Origin of the sequence: Nocardia sp. NPDC050175, from assembly GCF_044459885.1 — a bacterium.
Classification (GTDB): Bacteria; Actinomycetota; Actinomycetes; order Mycobacteriales; family Mycobacteriaceae; genus Nocardia.
Genome location: NZ_JBITJI010000008.1, coordinates 203912 through 223329 on the forward strand (window position 1 = coordinate 203912; position 19418 = coordinate 223329).

Sequence of the window (19418 nt, forward strand, 5' to 3'; positions counted from 1 at the left end):
CGTTATGCTCGGCCAGGTGACGGACCCGAAGCCGAGCTCGAAGCGGAAAGCCTCCCTGACGCGGCCTGCCGCCGACTCCGTGCACCCGATCGTGCGGGTGTCGGCGGAGTGGGGCTGGCGCCTGCTGATCATGTTCGCGGTGGTGCTCGCGCTGGCCGCGATCGTGCAGAAGCTGGCGACGGTGGTCATCCCGCTGGCCATCGCGCTGCTCGCGGCCGCGCTGCTCGCGCCACTGGTCGACTGGCTACAGCGGGTCGGGGTGCCCCGCTCGGTCGGCGTGTTCGTCGCCTTGGTCGGATCGCTCGGACTGGTCGCGGGGGTGATGACCTTCGTCGTCGAGCAGTTCATCGCGGGCGTGCCGCAGCTGTCCGACGAATTCACCAACAGCATTCACAAGATCCAGGATTGGCTGATCACCGGTCCGCCGCATCTGAGCAACGATCAGATCCGCAATGTGGGCGACCAGATCATCAAGACGATCCAGTCCAATCAGGACCGGCTCACCAGCGGTGCGCTGACCACCGCGACGGTGATCGCCGAGTTGCTCACCGGCACCTTCCTGACCCTGTTCATCCTCATCTTCTTCCTGTACGGCGGCGATCAGATCTGGCGCTTCGTCACCCGGATCGTGCCGACCGAGCAGCGCGAGAAGGTCCGCACCGCCGGACAACTCGGGTTCGGCACGCTGGTCGGGTTCGTCCGCGCCACCGTGGCCGTCGCGGCGGTGGATGCCATCGGCATCGGCACCGGCCTCGGCATTCTCGGTGTGCCGCTGGCACTTCCGCTGGCCTCGCTGGTGTTCATCGGCGCGTTCATCCCGATCATCGGCGCGTTCGTCGCGGGGTTCGTCGCGGTGTTCATCGCGCTGGTGACCAAGGGGCTGATCACGTCGCTGATCGTGCTCGGCATCATCATCGCGGTGATGCAGCTGGAAGGGCATGTGCTGCAACCGCTGCTGCTCGGGCGGGCGGTGAGCATCCATCCGCTGGCGGTGGTGCTGGCGATCACCGCGGGCGTGGTGCTCGGCGGGATCGCGGGTGGTCTGCTCGCGGTGCCGTTCGTCGCGGTGATGAATACCGCTATTCGGTCGCTGCTCGCGGAAAGTCCGGAGGAGTTGTTCGAGGAACTACAGACCGGGGAGGTCGAGCCGGACGATCCGGAGCCAGGTCGGTTCGACGTGACGGCCACATTGGCGAAGGAAGACGCTCGCGAAACCCGGGTCGCCGAGCCGGAATCCGATGATGGCGCGCCGAAAGGCTGAGCCCGATAGGGGAGGCGGGGCTTGATGGCGCGCGGGGCTGAGCCGCGCTCGGCCGATGTGGCGACTACGCCGCTGTGGCGGGCCGCGCAGGCGTTGCGGCTGGTGACTCTGCTGTACGCGGTGCTGCAGCAGGTCGCGTCGGCGCCCTACTACCAGAATCAGCGGTTGAGCTGGGTGCTCATCGCTCTGATGGCGGTGTGGTCCGGTGCGTCGGCGATCATGTTGTCGCAGTGGCAGTTTCCCGATGTGCGACGGGTGCGCGTCTGGGTGGTGTTCGGTGACCACGTGGTGGTGATCGCGCTGATGGCGGCGACCAGGCTGGTCGCCGACTACGACTGGTACCACGGACATCAGACGCTGCCGACGACGCTGTGGGCCACCAATGCGGTGATCGGTGCGGCGATCCTGCGCGGGCCGGTCGCCGGGGTGCTGTCCGGCGCGTTGATCGCGGCCGTCGCGTTGACCGTGCGGGACCAGTGGGGGCAGGACGTGTGGACCGATGCGACCGTGCCGGTGCTCGTTTCCGTCGGCCTGGCGCTGGGTTTGGCGGCGAACACCGCGCGCCGCGCGCAGGACCAGCTCGAACGCGCGGTCCGGCTCACCGCGGCCACCGAAGAGCGGGAACGGCTTTCGCGTGAGGTGCACGACGGCGTGCTGCAGGTGCTCAGCTACATCAAACGGCGCGGCACCGAGATCGGCGGGCCTACTGAGGAATTGGCGCGGCGCGCGGCGGAACAGGAAGTGGCGCTGCGGGTGCTGATCACCGAGAGCGCCGTTCGCGACGATTCCGGTGGGGCCGAGGTCGATCTGCGTCCGCTGCTGACCGTGCACGCGACGCCGTCGGTGTTCGTGTCGACGCCGGGTAACCCGGTGCCGATCGGACGCTGGGCGGGCGCGGAAATCGCGGCGGCCGTGGCGACGGCGCTGTCCAATGTCGGACTGCACGCCGGACCCGACGCGAAAGCCTATGTGCTGCTGGAGGACACCGGGGATGAGCTGGTGATCAGCGTGCGCGACGATGGAGTCGGCATCCCACCCGGTCGACTGGCCGAAGCGGAAGCCGAAGGGCGGCTCGGGGTTTCCCGGTCCATCGTCGGCCGGATCGAGGCGCTCGGCGGGACCGCTGAGCTGCTCACGGACACGGAGGGTGGGGTCGGCTTCGGCACCGAGTGGGAATTCCGGGTGCCGCGAGCATGAGACCGTTGCGATCGACCCAGGAGGTGTGGCGTGACCGATAATGTTGCGGCCGAAGGTATTTCGGTGATGGTGGTAGACGACCACCCGATGTGGCGCGACGGTGTCTCGCGCGACCTCACCGAGGCGGGCTTCCACGTCGCCGCCACCGCGGACGGGGTCGGCGCGGCGACCAGGCGGGCGGCGGCGGTGCGGCCCGCCGTGGTGCTGATGGACATGCAGCTGCCCGACGGGAACGGCGCCCAGGCCACCGCGGAGGTGCTGCGCGTCTCGCCGGACAGCCGGGTGCTGGTGCTCTCGGCGTCGGCCGAACGCGACGATGTGCTCGACGCGATCAAGGCGGGCGCCTCGGGTTACCTGGTGAAGAGCGCGTCGGTCGCGGAGCTGATCGAGGCGGTGCACGCGACCGCGGCCGGACAGCCGGTCTTCACCCCCGGCCTGGCGGGCCTGGTCCTCGGCGAATACCGGCGGATGGCCACCACACCGGCCGAACCCGATGAGCCACATCGTCCGGCACTGACCGATCGGGAGACCGAGGTACTGCGGATGGTGGCAAAGGGATTGTCCGCCAAGCAGATCGCGTCCCGGCTCGGGCTGAGTCATCGAACCGTGGAAAATCACGTCCAGGCGACCCTGCGCAAGCTGCAACTGGCCAACCGGGTCGAGCTCACCCGCTATGCGATCGAGCAGGGCCTCGACGAGTAAGAGCTGACCGAAAGTCGTACACCGTTATCCGGGATCGCCCTGATACATCTCGGCTCTCGAATCGGTAATCTCGAATCATGGGCGGACCCGAATCGGAATCCAGTGGCGTCGGCTCCGGAGACGCGATAGGCGACCGGGATCTACGCGTGTCCGACGTCGAACGCGAGCACGTCGGCCAGCTGCTGCAGCGCGCCGTCGGGCTCGGCATGCTCTCACTCGGGGAGTTCACCGAGCGGATGGACACCGCGCTGGCCGCGAAGACCCGCGGCGAGCTGAATGCCGTGCTGATCGATCTGCCAGGCGTCCGCCTGGTCGGTCAGCCCGCCGCGCGGCCGTCGACCTTCGTGAACACCGCCCCCTCGTTCGTGAAGCAGCACCGGCCGGCACCGTCCCCGCTCGGCGTGCCCAACGTGCCCGGCGGCGTGATCCGCTCCCGCCTGTCGGGGGTGAACAGGCGCGGGCCATGGCATGTCGCGCCGTCGCTGCAGCTCAACAGCTGGCTTTCGGGGGTGACCCTGGATTTCACCGAGGCGATCATGTCGACCCAGGTGGTCGAGTTGACCGTCGATGACTACTGCAGCTCACTCACGCTGATCCTGCCCGCGGAGGCGACCGTCGACCTCAACGACGTCGACCTGATCGGCTCCAGCGTGAACAACAAGGTCCGCACCGGACCGCCGTTCGGACCATTGCACTTGGTCGTGCGCGGTCGCGTCCGGTTCAGCTCCATCACCGCCAAGCACACCTTCATGACGCACTGGCGTCGCATGATGGGCCACTGACCGTTCGGGTCAGGTGTTGACGCCGATCCGGCGGGCGAAGGCGCGCAACGGGACTCGGCGGTCGTGATCGAGCAGTTCGGAAACGATGTGGCGCGGCAGCGACTGGTATTTGAGCCAGTCGGCGCCACCCACTCGTTCGGCGGTGAGCAGCGTGTCGAGTGCGCGCTGATGCTGGCCGGTGCGAGTCAGCGCGACCGCGGTATCGGTGAGATGGCGCGCGCGGGAGGCCTGCGGCAGGCCGCCGTTGGCCGGCATCGCCTTGGCGGCGGCCAACGCCTCGGGATAGCGCTCGGAGGACACGTTGACGTCGACCGTCTGCATGACGACTTGAGAAGGGCCGAAATAGGTTTCGTAGTCCCTGCGGTCGCTGCCCAGGCGCAGTGCGACCTCGCCCGCGGCCTCGACCAGCGACAACGCGTCGGGTATCGCCTGCGCCCGGCCCGCGGCGGTCGCGCTCAGCAAGACCAGCGAACCGTATGCGGACAGGTGCCCGGGGGTCACCTCGCCGCTCGGTTCCAGGCTCGCGGCCGCGCGCAACGCGACCCGGCGCGATTCGTCATAGCGGCCCTGCACCAGCAACTGCCAGGCGACCGAGCCGCGGATGGTGCCGAGCAGCAGCGGGTCGTTGCCGTCCTCGGCCGCCGCGAGCGCCTGCCGGATCGCCAGGAACGCCGGATCGGTCTGGCCGAGGTGCACCAGCGTGCAGCCGGTGACCCAATACATCCGGGCCAGCAGCTCATTCGCCGGCGCGACCGAGCCGTTGCGCGCGGCGTGGACGGTGGCCCGCAGCTGGGTGAGCCCCGACGGCAGGATCGAGGTGAGCAGTTCGTAGCGGCCGACCCAGTACGCGCCCCACGCGTAGTCGACGGCGCGGCGGCCGTCGCCGAGGCTGATCGCCGCCTCCTCGTTGGTCTCGCCGAGCAGGTCGTCGACCGGGGTCAGCGCGCGGCGGATGGCGACGATGCCCGAATCGGGATCGCTGGACGGCACGCCCGCGCGTTTACCGATGAGGTCGGCGATGTCCACATCCAGTGCGCGGGCCAGCTTCTGCAGGCTGGCGATCGAGGCGGTCTGGCGGCCGCCCTGCTCGAGTTTGCGCACCAGGTCGACACTGACACCGGCCTGATCCGCGAGCTGGCGCTGGGTGAGCGCCTTGCCGCGGAACATTCGGATGCGAACGCCGATCGACGAATCGTCCATGTACCCAATTCCTTTTGTTACATCTAAGTTTCAGGGTACGACGCTAAATCACCGAACTCGACCAAAGTGGGACATTACGTACGACTCGTTCACTGCTGGATGGAATACCGTTGCCTTTCTGCAACTTTGATAGCAAAGGGCGGCGGCAAATGAACACCATGCCGAACACCTCTGTGCAGGGCAAGCGTGCCGATCGCGCGCTGGGACCCGCGAACCATCGCATCGCCCGGCTCTCCCGCACGGCATTACCGACCTACCGTGGCGTCACCGCACGCCACCTGCAGCGCGTGCGCGAACAGCACGGCCCGCTCCGCCGAACGACGACCTCCGCGATCCGGTCCGCTGTTCTCGCCGAAGGGTAAATCCATGTTCGAGCGCTGTCATACCCCCCTCGATATCGCCCACCTGCTCCGCGACCTGTACGGCCTCCCGGTCCAACTGCTGGCCGGCCGCCCGATGGTCACCACCGGCTCCATCCTCGGCGCCATCGTGATGCCGCCCGACCTGGGCCGCAAAGTCCTCGCCACCCTCGACCGCACGCACACCGCCCCCGTGATCGCCGACCCCGGCGAACGCAACTGGACCTTCCTGGTCACCCCACCCACCCCGGCCCACCCCGTCGAGATCCCCGTCCGCCGCACCCTGGCCGGCCACCACGTCACCATCGTCCCCGGCGGCCACCACATCCTCCTCCCCACCACCGACTCCACCCTCGGCTGGCACTGGGCAGGCGAACCAGCCCCCGGCGCCCTCCGCATGCCCCCACGCCAAGCCGTAATCAACGCCATCCACCAAGCAACCACCCTCCAAACCACCACCCCCTGACCACCCGTCGAGACCGACCCCCACCCGCCGCACCGGGGTGGGGGTCGGTCGGCAAGCCCGCCCGCCTTCACCCAGTCGGCGAACTGCTCGCGGCGTCGGCGGTGCACAACATCAGCCAACGCCGCGTTGACGGTCGTGGTGTTGGCCGACGTTCCTAAAACGTTGGCCGCTTGCTCGACCAGGTCAGCATCGATGCCAAGAACGGTGCAGGTCATCTGGCCTCCGATAGCCATGGTGTCACCCAGTAGCACAAGGTGCTATGCGCGATATAGCCTGAAGGTATGTCTCTTCAACCTGAGATTACGCAGCGGGATCTGCGAAACAAGTCCAAGGAGATCATGGATGCCGTCGAGCATGGACGGTCATTCACGGTCACACGAGACGGCCACCGGATCGGCGAGTTGATCCCGTTGCGTCGCAAGCGAAGGTTCGTCAGCCGAGAAGATTTCGCGGCGATGTCACGGAATGCTCCGGACATCGATCTCGAAGCGTTCAGGGCTGACCAGGAGGCTGCGGTCGACACCGAAGCGAGTAGTCCGTATGACCGATGAGATTCCCGAATTCGGGCTGCTCGATACCAACATCCTGATCCTGCGTCGACACATCGATCCCGCGCTGCTTCCTGCGAGCATGGCCATCAGTGCCATCACGCTGGCTGAGTTGTCGTCAGGGCCGCATGAGGTGCGTCGCAACGAGGAGCAGGGCGACTATGACGAGCACGAGGAACGGGCCCGGCGGCTCGATGTCCTACAACGGGCTGAAAGTGAATTCGATCCGATCCCGTTCGATGTAGAGGCTGCGCGTGCGTACGGACGGGTATCGGCGGCAGTCGTCGCGATCGGCCGAAAGCCTCGAAGGCGCCTCGCGGACTTGATGATCGCTTCTACTGCGGTTGTCGAAGACTTGCCGTTGTTCACGACCAACCCCGATGCCTACCGAGGTTTGGAGAAGTTGCTGCAGGTCGTTCCAGTAGCGCGACCGTTGGGATAGGCCAGCAATTTGTCTGGCCGCGAGAGCGTCCCGGCTGAAGTCGGGTAGATATCGGTGGTCTACAGGGGGTAATTACTCATGCTGGTCGGTGGGTGGGCGGACAGCATGGGGTTATGACCACATCTATCGATCCGGTGTTGATTTCGCGCATTTCGGGGGAGTTCTCTGCGTTGGGGGCGCAGATGGGGGTGCTTGGGCGGGATCTGGAATTGCTGCGGACTCAGGTTGTGGGGGGTTCGGTTGGGGTGCAGGGGGTTTCGGCGGTTGCTCCGGCCGAGGGGGCGCCGACTCCGGTAGCGCCGGTGCCGGGTCAGTCGGCGCAGGTGCCATGGGTGGGGCAGCAGGTTGTCCCCGGCATGGTTCCGCCGAGTTCGGCTGTGCCCCCGGCACCGACGTATGTTCCGCGGTTTGCTCCGGCGGTGCCCGGGTGGGCTGCAGGGGCGCCGGGTGGGGCGGTGCCGCCGATGGGTGCGCCGATGCTGCCACCGGGGATGCGGCCGCCGCCTCCGCCGCGGCTGGGGCCGCCGGTTCCACATACGCCGTGGTGGCAGCGGGACGGGGTGATCAGTCGGGTGCTCGCGGTGGCGGGGGTGGCTGTCACGTTGATCGGTGTGGTGATGCTGTTGGTGCTGGCCGCGCAGGCGGGGTTATTCGGGCCGGTGCCGAGGGTTGTTGCGGGCGCGGTGTTCTCGGCGGGGCTGGTGGCGGCCGGGATGCGGGTGTTCGGGCGGGTCGGTGGCCGGGTCGGCGGGATCGCGTTGGCGGCCACTGGTATTGCGGGGGCATACCTCGATGTTGTTGCGGTGACTTCGATTTACCATTGGTTGCATCCGGTGATCGGGTTTGCGGTGGCGTTCGGTGTCGCGGCTATCGGTGTCGCGCTGGCGATGCGGTGGCAGTCGCAGCCGTTGGCGGTGTTGGTTGTGGTCGGCGCGGCGGTGTTGTCGCCGGTGCTGACGACGGAACTGGTGTTGCTCGCGTTCCTGATCGTGTTGCAGTTGGCTTGTGTGCCAGTGCAATTGGTGCGGGATTGGCCGTATCTGCATGTGGTGCGGACGTTGCCCGCGGTGCTGGCCACGTTCCAGCTCATCGCCGGGGCGATTCTGAGTGGACCTTCGGACCGCGAACGTCCGCTGCTGTTGCTCGCCGCAGTGGCGGTAGCAGCGGTGGGGCTGGTCGGGACCGTTCTGGTGGTCCGCCGCAGGCCCAACGATCTCACCGCCTCGCTGATGCTTGCGCTGGCAACCGCGCCGATGCTGGCCGCGCCGGGGCTGTATGAAGTCGATCGACCCATCGCGGCAACGATCGCGGGGATCTTCGCTGTGGTGTTGCTTTCGGTCGCTGGAACCACGCTCGTGCCGAAATTTGCTGCGGTAGCAAAGATTCCGAGTCACACCGCAGTGGTCGCCGCCGTCGCCGGTTCCATCGCGCTGCTCGAAGTCTGTGTCTCGGTGACCGATCCGCGAACCCTGCCGACCGCATGGTTCCTGGTGGCCTTGGGCTTCCTCGGCGTGGCAGGCCAACGACGCTCCGGCGTCGCAGCGGGCCTCGGCGCGGCCTTCGCGACACTCGGCGCCCTCGCCTTCCTGAACGTCGCCGGACCGGATGTCCTTGCTTCCCAACAGCGTTCGACAGACAGCCTGAGCGTCTCGACGGTGTTCGGCGCGGTGCTCGCCCTCGCCGTCGTCGCCGTAGCGGTGTGGAGCGCACGCCAACTGCCGAGCATGCAGAACACCGCTGAACTGCAGTGGATCGTCGCAAGCATCGCCGGCCTGTACGCGGTAACCGCAGCGACAGTCTCGATCGGCATCGCCACCGGCGCGGACGACGGCTTCGTCATCGGCCACAGCGCCGCAACCATCCTGTGGATGGCAGGCGCTACCACCGCCCTGTTCTACGGACTCCGCAACATCGGCAAAGCCACCGCAGTAGCCAAACTCGCCCTCGGCTCCGGCTTACTGGTCACCGCAGCAGCTTTGGCCAAACTCTTCCTCTTCGACCTCGCCACCCTCGACGGCCTGGTCCGCGTAGCCGCCTTCCTCGCCGTGGGCGTCCTGCTCCTCCTCGTCGGCACCAGGTACGCACGAGCGTTCGCCGAAGCGGGTGCGAACTCGCGGGAATCCAGCGAGGCGCCGACTCACTGACGCTCTCAGCTGGATTGTGAATTACCTAGGGGCGGTCGAAGTTTGCGACTTCCCAGCTGTCCTTACCCGTGTCCCAGTAGCAATCTCCCGGATGGCCGCCTGCCTGGATGGCCCAATCTCGCAGGCTCGAGCACGTTGCTTGAGTATTTCCCCGAGGGTTGCTGGGGCTCGCCGCAGCAACGCCCAACCCGACTCCGGCGATCAGCGTGCTCGACATCAGTCCGGCAACAACAAATTTCGTGATCATTTGATACTCCCCGATATCAGTACTCCCCGTTGGTACAGAACCTGAGGTTCTGTACCAACGCAGAATAGCGCGATCGACTGCGGCGGACAACAAGATCTGTTGTTGTCCAAAAGAATCCGCACATTGTCAGCGTGCTGGCCTACTCGCCGCGATGCTGGCGACGCAGCAGTTTTAGTTGACGCTGACGGTCCTGCTGTCGCGCCCTTCGTCGGTGCTACGCCGAACTACTCCCGGTCGCGCCGACGAAGCAGTTCGTTGACGCTGACGGTGCGCCCGTCCCCTCCGGAATGACGTCCCTCGTCCGCCTTGCCGGAGCGGCGGGAGGAGCGGAGTCCGGCCATCCAATCCTCGATGCTGTTGCGGTTCGGGTCACCGGGATCGGTTGAATCGTCTACCGCGGCAGTGGGTTCGGGGGCGGCGTGATGGGTGGGCGGCTCCGCCGGGGCAGGCGGGTCCTGGCGCGGCGCGATGAATTCGGTGTACGCGGGCGGATCCAAGGGTGCCAGTGACGGTGTCGGCTGCGTCGGCTCGAACTTGGCCTCGGGACGTCTGGCTCCGTGGGCCTGCGGTGCCGGAACTGCCGGTGGTGTCGGAACTGCCGGCGGCGCGGGCGCCTCGAACGAACTTGCCGCAGGCGATTCGAACGCCGAGAACGAGGTTCCCGCAGACGTTTCGGACCGAGCGCCGCCGATGTCGAAGGGCAAAGCGGGCGGAGCCGGTCGCGGCCCGGTGGGGTCGTGCGGAATCGCCGGGAAAGGTATGGGCGGCTGCCCATTCGGGCTCACCCCGGTAACCGGCGCCCCGGTACCCGAAGGTCCGGCCGGGCGCGGCATGTTCGGATCCGACAGGAACCCCGACGGCGGCGTCGCCCGCTGCCGAGTCGGGTCGAGCGGAGCCGGTGCCGGTGTCCCGGGCGGCTTCGGCACGGCGGGCGGAATCTTGTTGAGATGCTGGGTGGGCGCCTCGGCCTCGATCTCCTCCACCGTGCGCGGCCGCCGCGGCTTACGCGGCCGATTGCCGTTGTCGATGGCGGGGATCTGCATGGTGACCGGGTCGGTGATCGGTGTCGTCTTGACCAGGTCGACCACCTCGCCGCCGCCGGGCCGCTCGTCGTCGAGGATGGGCTCGCCGAGTCCGATCTTCTGCTGGATCTTCTTCATCCAGGCGGGTGCCCACCAGCAGTCGTCGCCGAGCAGCTTCATGGTCGCGGGCACCAGCAGCATGCGCAGAATGGTGGCGTCGATGAACAGCGCGGCGATCATGCCGTACGCGAGGTACTGCATCATCACCAGATCCGAGAACGCGAACGCGCCGGTGACCACGAGCAGAATCAGCGCGGCCGCGGTGATGATGCGGCCGGTCTGCGCGGTACCGATGCGGACCGCCTCGGTAGTCGAGGCGCCTTGCGTGCGCGCCTCCACCATGCGGGACAGCAGGAAGACCTCATAGTCGGTGGACAGACCGTAGATCACCGCGATGATCAGCACCAGCACCGGCGACATGATCGGCTGCGGCGTGAAATTCAGCAGCCCCGCCCCGTGCCCGTCGACGAATATCCACGTCAAAATGCCGAGCGTGGAACCCAAGCCGAGCGCGCTCATCAGCGCGGCCTTGATCGGCAGCACCAGCGAGCCGAAGGTCAGGAACATCAGCAGGGTGGTGACGAGCAGCACCAGGCCGATCATCAACGGCATCCGGTGCAGCAGCGCGTCGATGCTGTCCTTCTGGATGACCGGCTGCCCGCCGACGTACATGGTCACGCCGTCGGGCACGTCGATCGAGCGCAGATAGTCGATGGTCGGGTCGGCGTCCTCGGAGTCGGCGAGGGTCGCGCTGGTGCGATAGACCTGGTTGTTGGTATTCGATCGGGACGGCACGTCGAAGGTGCCGTTGAGGCCGGGCGCCTGCTTGGCCGCGGCCCACGCCTTGCCGACCTTGTTGCTGTCGTCGGAGACGAACACCAGCTGGATCGGATCGGATTTGCGCAGCGGGAAGATCGAGTCGAACTTCGCCTGCGCGAGCCGGGTCGAGTTGTCCGGCGGCAGATATCGCTCGTTGATGCCGCCGAAGGCCAGGTTCTTGACCGGAATGATCAACAGCAGCAACAGGATGCAGATCGGGATCGCGATCTTGAGCGGATGCTGCATCACCCAGCGGGTGGACTTGCCCCAGAAGCCGTTCTCCACCTCGTCTGCGGTCTTGGTCTTGCGGAACCGCTTGAACCCGAACATGTCTACGCGCGGGCCGAGCACGCCGAGCATCGCGGGCAGGATGGTGATCGAGGTCAGCGCCGCCAGCGAAACGGTGGCGATGGACCCGTAGGCGATGGATTTCAGGAAGCCCTGCGGGAACAGCAGCATGCCGCCGAGGCTGGCGATGATCATGGTTGCGGAGAACACGACGGTGCGGCCCGCGGTCATCACCGATCGGCGTACCGCAGCCGGGGTGCTGTAGCCCTCCGCGAGTTCCTCACGGAATCGGCTCACGATGAACAGGCCGTAGTCGATCGCCAAACCGAGGCCGATCATCGAAACAACCGGTGCGACGAACGAATTCACCTCGGTGAATCTGGTGATGAACAGCACGATGCCCTGCGCGCCGATCACCGTGAGACCACCGACGATCAGCGGCAGCCCGGCGGCGACCAGGCCGCCGAAGATGAAGAACAGCAACACCGCGACGGCGGGGATGGCCAGGATCTCCATCCGGTGCTGGTCCTCGGCCATGGTGTCGTTCAGCGTGCCCGCCACCGCCTGCAGGCCGGCGACCTGCACGTCTACTCCCGGAATAGTGAAGACGTCCTTCACTTTCCGGAAGTTGTTCAACATCTCGGTGTCGTTGTTGCCCTTGATGGCAATCGAGGCGAACGTGTACTTCTTGTCTTTGGAACCGAACGTCTGCGGTACGGCCTGCCCGGTGTCGGTCTTCCAATAGGCGCCGTTGATCTGGGAGATCTCCGGGTGTTCGCGCGGCAGCCGGTTCAGGCTGTCGACGACCTTCTGCCGGAACTCCGGATCATCGATCGTCTTACCGTCCGGCGCGGTGTACAGCACGATGACGTCACTGTTGTGGTCGCGCCCGAAGGAGGCGTCCGCGATCTGCGCGCCCCGCGAGGATTCCGACGTCGGGTCGTCCCACCCGCTGGAGCTGAGGTGGTCGCCCAAACCGAGGCCGTACCCGCCGAGCGCCAACAGCGCGGCCGCGACGATGCCGATGACGCCGAAGCGCAGCTTGTAGACCAGATCGCCCCAGCGTGTGAACACTTAAGCGACTCCTTGCGCTGGGCGAGAGGTGAGCAGCGCCGTCAGCGGCCGGAACGGCTGCAGCCAGGCGCCCTCGTCGGGCAGCGAGTCGAGGCTGACCCTGGGCAGTGGTTCACGGAACACACCCGGGATGTCCTCGAGATCGATGAACTCGAGGGTATCGGATGTGACGGCCCAACTGGCATGCTCGCGGAAGCCTAGTACCTGACAAGGTATTCCGCTCGCGGCGAGTTCTTCGAGCGGTTCACGGAACGCCTGGCCGTCGGCCGAGGCGACCATGATGCCGGCTAGTCCGGCACCGCGGCTGCGCAGTTCGATGTGCGCGAGCATGTCCGCGTCGACATCGGAGTCCTCGTCGATCTTGGGCTTGGCGAATACCGCGTAGCCGACGTTGCGCAGCGCCTCGACCCACGGCCGCACCACATCGGCGGTGCCGGGCGCGATGTTGGTGAAGACGGTCGCTTCCGGTTCGACCCGGTGCACGGTGCCGACCGACAGTTCGGCCGTGCGGGCCAGCAGCCAGCGGCCGAGCGCGTCGAACCGGGGGCGGTAGGCCGCGGTCGGCCGCCCGCCGAGAATGGCCCCGAGGCCCATGTCGAGGTTCGGGGCATCCCACACCAGCAGGACCCGGCGCACATCCGGCGTTGCGCCACCCAGGCCTTCCGATCCGGTGCCCTGCACCTCCCCGGCAACATCGACCACCTCGTGGGCCATCTCACTGACACTCATAATTGAATCTTCCCCCATATGAGCTCAGTAATGGCGCTACCGGCACGATGTGCCTTGCCCTCGAATTTCGTGACGGGCCTTTCGAAACCGATCGGCGCGCTGTCGCGATGGTCCGCGCTGACGCCGCCCGTGGCCTCGTTAAGGCCTTTGAGCAGCGGTTCTTCCGCGCCTACCGCGGCAATGTGTTCCGCATAGTCGGCGTGGTCTGTCGCGACATGCAACACACCGCCCGGTTTTAGTCGATTGGCGATCAACGCGAAAGTCGCGGGCTGCAGCAGGCGCCGTTTGTGATGACGCGCCTTCGGCCACGGGTCGGGAAAGAAGACTCGAACGCCGGTCAGCGATTCGGCAGCAATCATATTTTCCAGCACGTCGACGGCGTCGCCGCGCAGCAGCCGAATGTTGTCGATCTGCTGCCGTTCGATGCGCTGCACCAGCTGGGCGAGCCCGGGCCGATATACCTCGATGCCGATCAGGTTCAGGTGCGGTTCGGCCTGTGCCATCGCCGAGGTGGCCGTGCCGGTGCCGCAGCCGATTTCGACGACCAGGGGCGCTTCGCGGCCGAACCAGGCGGCGGCGTCCAGCGGTTCGTCGGCGACCTCGCGGCCGATCGCCGGCCACATGCGGGCCCACGATTGCTGCTGTGTCGCGGTCAGCGCGCCACGGCGCGACCGGAAGCTGGTTACGCGTGGGTACAGGCGAGAGCCGGTGTTGTTCCGGGGCTCAGGCTCGTTCTGGGCCGAACCTGTGGACGGCGGGCCCGGAACTGACTCGGCAGTATTGTTCGCGGCGTCGTTCACGGCATCCATTGTCCAGCATCGGCGCGGTGGTGCGGCAATCGAGTGCGTGCTTGCCGTCCATCGGGAGGTCAGGCGGCGCGTGCGCGGTCGATCCTGGCCACCGGCGCGCTCTCCTGTCGCAGCGGTCGGCCCAGGGCGACCTTGGCCGCGGTCACCATCATCTCGTACAGGCCGCGCGCTCCGGTCAGTGACGCGGCGACCGACCACACGGTGCGGTCGCCCACGTCGCTCACCGGTTGCCCGGCCAGCCGGTCCGCGAGCCACTCCAGGCTGATCGGGGTGGCCAGTGGCAGCAGTGAGAAGTGTTCGCTGAGCCGGTCGCGCACATAGGTGACCTGCGCGCCGCCGCGCCGGTAGCGGTCCACCTGGCCGTCGATGCCGTCCAGGTGGATCACCTGGTCGTGGATCGGCTGCACCACCAGCAGCGGGCAGGTGGGCGTCGAATTGCCAAGGCGCAGATCGTCGAACATGGCCTGGAACTCCGGCGTCGCGATCACCTCGTCGAGCGGGCGGCTCAGGTAGTCGTCCATCCGCTTGTTGGCCAGGCCGAAGATGGCGCCGAACGGCGTGGCGTTTTCCGCGCGGGCCACGAAACGGCGGCCGTCCAGGGTGAGTTCGTTCTGCAGCATCGCGCCGAGCACGGGATAGAGCCTGCGCAGCGCCGCGATCACGATGGCGGGCAGGCCCGCGTAGCTGGTGCCGTTCAATCGGGCGAAGACCTGGCCCGGGTCGCCGACCGGTGCGCCGAGCACCGCGCCGACGATGTCGAGTTCCGGGGCGTAGGTCGGTGCCATCTCGACCATCCAGGCGCTGGCCATGCCGCCGCCGGAGTAGCCCCACACCGCGATCGGCGTGTGCGGGCCGAGGCCGAGCGGGGCGAACCGCTGCGCGGCGCGCACCCCGTCGAGCGCGCGATAGCCGGGTTCGCGTGGCGCGCCGAAGTTTCCGCGCGGGCCCTCGTGATCGGCGATGCTCACGGCCCAGCCGCGGCGCAAGGCGTTCGCGACCAGCAGCCACTCGAACTGGGTGACCGAGCCGAGCGCACGGGCGCCGTAGCGCAATGCGTAAGAAGGGGAGCATTTCTCGGTGACCGCGTCCATCGCGGTCTGAAAGGCCAGTAGCGGCCGGTCTTCTCGCGGGTCGGCGTCCAGCGGCAGTAGCACCGTGGTGATCGCCGCCTCCGGGGTGCCGTGCATATCGCAGCTGCGGTAGAGCAGCTGCCAGGCCGAGACCTGCTGCGGCACAACACCGAACAGCGCGAGCTCGATCTTGCGGCTGCGCAGGATGGTGCCGGGCGGCTTGGCCGCGAAACCCTTGGGCGGCCGATGGAACGGGTCGCTACTCGGCAGCAGCGGTTTCCCGTCCGCTAGGGCGGGCTCCGTATCGGCAGTGCCGATGACATCGGCTGTCATCGCGACCTCCTCGTCGGTGAGGTCGGTTTGCCGCGTTCGAAAAGCGAAGTTGCGCACCAACAATGGCGCCGACCACTTGAATGCAGGGTAAATGACCGGTGCGGCTCTGGGAAGCCCGGTCGTACCTGGTCGACCGCACTAGACTGCGCGGTATGGGCAGACCGTCAGTGTTCATCACCGGTGCCGCGGCCGGGATCGGCCGGGCGACGGCCCTGCTTTTCGCTGCGCAGGGGTACCACGTCGGCGCCTACGACATCGATGAAGTCGGCTTGACCAGGCTCGCGGCCGACGTCACCGGCACGGGTGGCAGCGTGCACACCGGGATACTCGATGTGACGAATGCCACCCAGTGGGCCGAGCGGCTCGCCGAATTCCACGCCGACGCCGGACAGCTCGACATCCTGATCAACAACGCGGGCATTCTGCGCGCGGGCCCGTTCGAGGGCCTCGAACTGTCCGCCCATCAGACGATCATCGACGTCAACCTCGGCGGCGTGCTCACCGGCACGCACACCGCGTTCAGCTACCTGCGTGACACCCCGGGTGCCCAGGTGGTGAATCTGTGCTCGGCGTCGGCCATCTACGGCCAGCCGGAACTCGCCAGCTACGGCGCGAGCAAGGCCGCGGTCAAAAGCCTCACGGAGGCCTTGGATCTCGAATGGGAACACCACGACATCCGGGTGATCGCGATCTGGCCGCTGTTCGTGGACACCGCCATGGTGAGCGGGGTGGAAACCGGCACGACGAAGTCGCTCGGCGTCCGGCTCACCGCCGAGGACGTCGCGGCGGGCATCTGGGACGCCACCCGCAAGCGCGGCAGGCTGCCCAAGGTGCACTACGAGATCGGCGCGCAGGCAAAGGTCCTGGCGGCCGCCGCGAAGTACGCGCCGAACTGGGCAGTGCGCACCGCGAACAAATACTTCAGCGGTACCTGAGGCGGTCGCCACCTGCCGCGTCGCGTCTTCTGCAAGAATTGCGCACCGTAAAGGGGGTGCAACATGCCGACAGCCACCGAGTCCGACGGGCCGTTGCGCGAACGCGGCGTGCCCGCGCGCGAACACGACCAGCTCGACCGGCTCCTCGCCGACCTGCGGTTCGGCACGGGGCGTGACAAGCAGATCGGCTATGCCGCCGGCGCCGCCGTCAGTGCTTGGCGCACGCCGCCGCGCATCCAGGTGATGGGTCGTGCGCACGCGGGCCGCACGACGGTGCTGCAGGCCCTCGCGCTCATGTCGGCCGTGGAGACCGGTCCGGTCGACGAGCCGGACATGCCGGATCCGGCCTTCGACGCCGACATCGTCATCTACGTGCTGTCCGCCGCACCCTCGCCCGCGGACCGCCGCGTGCTGGCGACGCTGCCGCCGGAGCGCACCATCGTGGTGTTGAACAAGGCCGATGCGATCGGCGGGCGCTGGGGCGACGCGGTCGCCGCCGCCGAGCAGTACGGCCGGGAGGTCGGCACCGCCGTGCTTCCGGTGGTCGCCTCGCTGGCCCTGCGCACCAGGTCGGGTGCGATGACCGACCCCGACGTGATCGTGTTGCGCAGGCTTGCCGCGAATGCCGATGCCGCGCTGACACTTTCGCCGGACCTGTTCGTCGCCCCCGGCCCGGACCTCGCCGGTCGCGAAGAATTGCTGCAGCGCTGGGACCTGTACGGCGTGAGCTGCGCGCTGGCCGCGCTCGGCCACGATCCGGAGCTCGCCCCGCAGACCCTGCTGCAAATCCTGCACGCCGCAAGCGGAATCGACGCGCTGCACCGCCTGCTGCACCGCCGTTACGAGCAGGTCTCCGCGCTGCGCGGCGGCGAACTCCTCGACGAACTCACCCGGCTGGCCGCCAGGGCGGTTCCAGAAGCGGGCAGCACGGCCCGAGACATCTTGGAGGCGTACCTCTTCGGCGACGATGCCCGCTGGCTCGGCCTGTGCGCGGGCTTGGCCCACCCCTCCGTCGCCCACCTCGCCGCGGGCTATGCCGCCCCGGCGCCGGCCGACGCCGACGACGCGATGGCCCGTGCCGCCCGGTGGCGCGCCGTGGTGTCCAGCGACATGCCGCCCACCGCGCGACGGGCCGCGTTACGCGTGCACAACGGTTATATCCGACTATGGGAACGGATGAGCAGTGCCGGGCTCTGAACCCCCGCCCGTCGGGGCCGACCGGCCGCTCGAGCTGCCTGCCGACGCGGCTGTCGCACCCGAGACCGCTCGTTCCGTCAGTCCACCGCCGGAGGTGGAAGCCGTGGTGGCACGGTGGAATCCGCAAGGTATCGCGCTGCTGCGGGCGGTTCAAGGGGCCGGCGCGGCCGGTGCGGTGACCTTGATCGGGCCCGCCGACGCCAACACCACACTGCTGCGGACCGAGCTCGCCCGCTTCGAACCGCGCATCACTATCGCCGATCCGGTGGCCGACGCGACCGCGGCGGTGGAGACCACGTCGCCGTCGGGCACCGCGCCGTCGCCGGTCGCGCTGATCCTGTTGGACGCCGGAACCACGATCGGCGCCGACACCCTGCGCATCGTGCACCGCCTGCGCTCGGACGGCACCCGCATCCTGCTCGCCATGAACGGCATTCACGCCTACCAGGATTGGCGCTCGGTGCGGGCACGCGACCTGGAACTGCTTGCCGCGCAGGGCGCCGTCGAGCTGGACATCCTGCCGGTGTCGGCGCGCCTCGCCACCGCGGCGCGCACCGCGAACGACGCGGGACTGATGGATCGGTCCGGGCTCGGCGCGCTGCACGCGGCGTTGGCCGCGGCCGCACTCGGCGCGGAAGCCGAGGGCGGCGGCAGGCTCGCTGCGGTGACCGCACGCGTGCTCAGCGATACCAGGCAGCGGGTCGGCGAACAGGTGACGGCGCTGCATTCCGGCGCCGAGACGGCCAAGCTGCGCGAGGAGCGCGCCGTGCTGCTCGCCGGTCGCGACGGCGGCCGGGCCACCGCGATGTCCACCCTGCGCGGCCAGCTGCACCTGGCTCGGGTCGACCTGATGACTGATCTCGGCGCCCGGATCAGGGCGCTGCACACCGCGACCCGCGCCGACCTCGATCGGCTGCGCCGCAGCGAGCTCGGCGGCTACCCGGAGCGGTTGCAACACGCCGCCACCGAACTGACCGGTGCGGTCGACCTCGCCATCGACCAGCGACTCGCCGAACTCACCGCACACATCATCGGCGACGTCGCGCCGGGAAACAGCCTGCCGCTGCGCCGCCGCGACCCCGCGCCCCGGGTCGGCCCCGACCCCGATCCGCGGCACCGCGGTGTCGAAGATCACCTCATGATCGCGCTCGGCGCGTCGGCGGGTGTCGGCCTCGGCAGGCTGTTGGTTTCGCCACTTTCCCTGGTGCCCGCCCTCGATTTCGCGAGCGTCCCGGTGACCCTGCTGCTCGGTGCCGGCGCGGCGGGCTGGGTGGTGCGGGCGCGCGGGCAGCTGGCCGATCGCGCGCACGTGCGACAGTGGGTGTCCGACGCGCTGATCAATGTAAAAGCCCAGCTCGAGCAGCGCGTCGCGACCGCACTCGTGGAAACCGAGACGGTGCTGGCCGATCGAGTCGTGCAGGTGAGTACGACCCGTATGGTGGACACCGATCGCAGAGTCGCCGAACTCGAGGCTCGTTTACGGCGCATGGTCACCGAACAACCGGGTCAGTTGGCGGCGTGCGAACGGGATATCGCGATCCTCGATCGTTGGATCACGGGTTGATTAACTCATAAGAATGGGTACATAGTGACGAACCCGATTCAGTACCGGTCGTCACATCGCGTTAACCTCTAACCAGGAACTTGGGCGTCCGCTAAGTCCTCGTCCGCCGTCCAGCCGGGGCGCGCTTTCGATTGGTCGTAGCGGGTGCCTTCCCGCCAATGGTGGCGCTC

General features: G+C 67.8%; 17 protein-coding genes. 12 read left to right on the forward strand and 5 right to left on the reverse strand.

All coding sequences use genetic code 11. The annotated features are described in order from the left end of the window. Window positions 1-16: 16 nt before the first annotated feature. The 4 genes from ACIBK2_RS27480 to ACIBK2_RS27495 all read left to right on the forward strand — a co-directional run bounded on the left by ACIBK2_RS27480 (window position 17) and on the right by ACIBK2_RS27495 (window position 3942). Complete coding sequence (locus tag ACIBK2_RS27480; RefSeq protein WP_396971127.1) at window positions 17-1261, forward strand: AI-2E family transporter; 1245 nt, start codon at window positions 17-19, stop codon at window positions 1259-1261. A 24-nt stretch (window positions 1262-1285) separates the two neighbouring features. Next, window positions 1286-2458: a MacS family sensor histidine kinase gene (gene macS / locus ACIBK2_RS27485; protein WP_396971128.1), complete on the forward strand. Its 1173-nt coding sequence runs from the start codon at window positions 1286-1288 to the stop codon at window positions 2456-2458. 66 nt (window positions 2459-2524) lie between these two features. Continuing rightward, window positions 2525-3160: a response regulator transcription factor gene (locus ACIBK2_RS27490; protein WP_357385843.1), complete on the forward strand. Its 636-nt coding sequence runs from the start codon at window positions 2525-2527 to the stop codon at window positions 3158-3160. A 125-nt stretch (window positions 3161-3285) separates the two neighbouring features. Next, complete coding sequence (locus ACIBK2_RS27495; protein ID WP_396971510.1) at window positions 3286-3942, forward strand: DUF1707 domain-containing protein; 657 nt, start codon at window positions 3286-3288, stop codon at window positions 3940-3942. Window positions 3943-3951: 9 nt separating this feature from the next. On the opposite strand, the gene ACIBK2_RS27500 is transcribed toward ACIBK2_RS27495, so the two are convergent. Then, window positions 3952-5142, reverse strand: coding sequence for a helix-turn-helix domain-containing protein (locus ACIBK2_RS27500; RefSeq protein ID WP_396971130.1), 1191 nt, complete (start codon window positions 5140-5142; stop codon window positions 3952-3954). Between the two features lie 158 nt (window positions 5143-5300). Between ACIBK2_RS27500 and ACIBK2_RS27505 the strand changes: the two genes are divergently transcribed. The 5 genes from ACIBK2_RS27505 to ACIBK2_RS27525 all read left to right on the forward strand — a co-directional run bounded on the left by ACIBK2_RS27505 (window position 5301) and on the right by ACIBK2_RS27525 (window position 9101). Continuing rightward, a complete protein-coding gene (locus ACIBK2_RS27505; protein WP_396971132.1) occupies window positions 5301-5504 on the forward strand; it encodes a hypothetical protein in 204 nt (67 codons plus the stop codon). A gap of 4 nt (window positions 5505-5508) precedes the next feature. Then, entirely contained in the window at window positions 5509-5967 is a 459-nt protein-coding gene (locus tag ACIBK2_RS27510) for a hypothetical protein (RefSeq protein WP_396971133.1), read from the forward strand. Window positions 5968-6248: 281 nt separating this feature from the next. Continuing rightward, a complete protein-coding gene (locus tag ACIBK2_RS27515) occupies window positions 6249-6518 on the forward strand; it encodes a type II toxin-antitoxin system Phd/YefM family antitoxin (RefSeq protein ID WP_396971135.1) in 270 nt (89 codons plus the stop codon). Beyond that, entirely contained in the window at window positions 6508-6957 is a 450-nt protein-coding gene (locus ACIBK2_RS27520) for a type II toxin-antitoxin system VapC family toxin (protein WP_396971137.1), read from the forward strand. Before ACIBK2_RS27515 ends, ACIBK2_RS27520 begins: the two co-directional genes overlap by 11 nt. A 113-nt stretch (window positions 6958-7070) precedes the next feature. Beyond that, window positions 7071-9101 (forward strand): DUF2339 domain-containing protein, encoded by a 2031-nt coding sequence (locus tag ACIBK2_RS27525; protein ID WP_396971139.1) that lies wholly within the window; start codon window positions 7071-7073, stop codon window positions 9099-9101. Window positions 9102-9572: 471 nt separating this feature from the next. Here the strand turns inward: ACIBK2_RS27525 and ACIBK2_RS27530 are convergent, their stop codons facing one another. The 4 genes from ACIBK2_RS27530 to ACIBK2_RS27545 are packed head-to-tail and all read right to left on the reverse strand — an operon-like array spanning window position 9573 to window position 15552. After that, window positions 9573-12611: an MMPL family transporter gene (locus ACIBK2_RS27530; RefSeq protein WP_396971140.1), complete on the reverse strand. Its 3039-nt coding sequence runs from the start codon at window positions 12609-12611 to the stop codon at window positions 9573-9575. Next, window positions 12612-13340: an NYN domain-containing protein gene (locus ACIBK2_RS27535; protein WP_357384686.1), complete on the reverse strand. Its 729-nt coding sequence runs from the start codon at window positions 13338-13340 to the stop codon at window positions 12612-12614. Continuing rightward, the gene (gene trmB / locus ACIBK2_RS27540) at window positions 13337-14149 is read right to left on the reverse strand and encodes a tRNA (guanosine(46)-N7)-methyltransferase TrmB (protein ID WP_396971142.1); all 813 of its coding nucleotides are present in this window, start codon (window positions 14147-14149) and stop codon (window positions 13337-13339) included. The genes ACIBK2_RS27535 and trmB overlap by 4 nt, the downstream gene beginning before the upstream one ends. A 59-nt stretch (window positions 14150-14208) precedes the next feature. Further along, on the reverse strand, window positions 14209-15552 hold the full coding sequence (locus ACIBK2_RS27545) for a lipase family protein (RefSeq protein WP_396971144.1): 1344 nt from the start codon (window positions 15550-15552) through the stop codon (window positions 14209-14211). A 152-nt stretch (window positions 15553-15704) separates the two neighbouring features. Here ACIBK2_RS27545 and ACIBK2_RS27550 point away from each other — a divergent pair, with 152 nt between their 5' ends. The 3 genes from ACIBK2_RS27550 (at window position 15705) to ACIBK2_RS27560 (ending at window position 19248) form a co-directional block, all read left to right on the forward strand. After that, window positions 15705-16487: an SDR family oxidoreductase gene (locus ACIBK2_RS27550; RefSeq protein WP_396971145.1), complete on the forward strand. Its 783-nt coding sequence runs from the start codon at window positions 15705-15707 to the stop codon at window positions 16485-16487. Between the two features lie 63 nt (window positions 16488-16550). Then, window positions 16551-17684 (forward strand): hypothetical protein, encoded by a 1134-nt coding sequence (locus ACIBK2_RS27555; protein ID WP_396971147.1) that lies wholly within the window; start codon window positions 16551-16553, stop codon window positions 17682-17684. Continuing rightward, a complete protein-coding gene (locus ACIBK2_RS27560) occupies window positions 17671-19248 on the forward strand; it encodes a hypothetical protein (protein WP_396971149.1) in 1578 nt (525 codons plus the stop codon). The genes ACIBK2_RS27555 and ACIBK2_RS27560 overlap by 14 nt, the downstream gene beginning before the upstream one ends. Window positions 19249-19418: the final 170 nt, after the last annotated feature.

Excerpts from the sequence above, each read along its gene's own strand:
- macS (WP_396971128.1), top strand. The coding sequence starts at position 1,286 with ATGGCGCGCGGGGCTGAGCCGCGCTCGGCCGATGTGGCGACTACGCCG.
- ACIBK2_RS27490 (WP_357385843.1), top strand. The coding sequence starts at position 2,525 with ATGGTGGTAGACGACCACCCGATGTGGCGCGACGGTGTCTCGCGCGAC.
- ACIBK2_RS27500 (WP_396971130.1), bottom strand. The coding sequence starts at position 5,142 with ATGGACGATTCGTCGATCGGCGTTCGCATCCGAATGTTCCGCGGCAAG.
- ACIBK2_RS27505 (WP_396971132.1), top strand. The coding sequence starts at position 5,301 with ATGCCGAACACCTCTGTGCAGGGCAAGCGTGCCGATCGCGCGCTGGGA.
- ACIBK2_RS27510 (WP_396971133.1), top strand. The coding sequence starts at position 5,509 with ATGTTCGAGCGCTGTCATACCCCCCTCGATATCGCCCACCTGCTCCGC.
- ACIBK2_RS27515 (WP_396971135.1), top strand. The coding sequence starts at position 6,249 with ATGTCTCTTCAACCTGAGATTACGCAGCGGGATCTGCGAAACAAGTCC.
- ACIBK2_RS27520 (WP_396971137.1), top strand. The coding sequence starts at position 6,508 with ATGACCGATGAGATTCCCGAATTCGGGCTGCTCGATACCAACATCCTG.
- ACIBK2_RS27525 (WP_396971139.1), top strand. The coding sequence starts at position 7,071 with ATGACCACATCTATCGATCCGGTGTTGATTTCGCGCATTTCGGGGGAG.
- ACIBK2_RS27535 (WP_357384686.1), bottom strand. The coding sequence starts at position 13,340 with ATGAGTGTCAGTGAGATGGCCCACGAGGTGGTCGATGTTGCCGGGGAG.
- trmB (WP_396971142.1), bottom strand. The coding sequence starts at position 14,149 with ATGGATGCCGTGAACGACGCCGCGAACAATACTGCCGAGTCAGTTCCG.
- ACIBK2_RS27545 (WP_396971144.1), bottom strand. The coding sequence starts at position 15,552 with ATGACAGCCGATGTCATCGGCACTGCCGATACGGAGCCCGCCCTAGCG.
- ACIBK2_RS27550 (WP_396971145.1), top strand. The coding sequence starts at position 15,705 with ATGGGCAGACCGTCAGTGTTCATCACCGGTGCCGCGGCCGGGATCGGC.
- ACIBK2_RS27555 (WP_396971147.1), top strand. The coding sequence starts at position 16,551 with ATGCCGACAGCCACCGAGTCCGACGGGCCGTTGCGCGAACGCGGCGTG.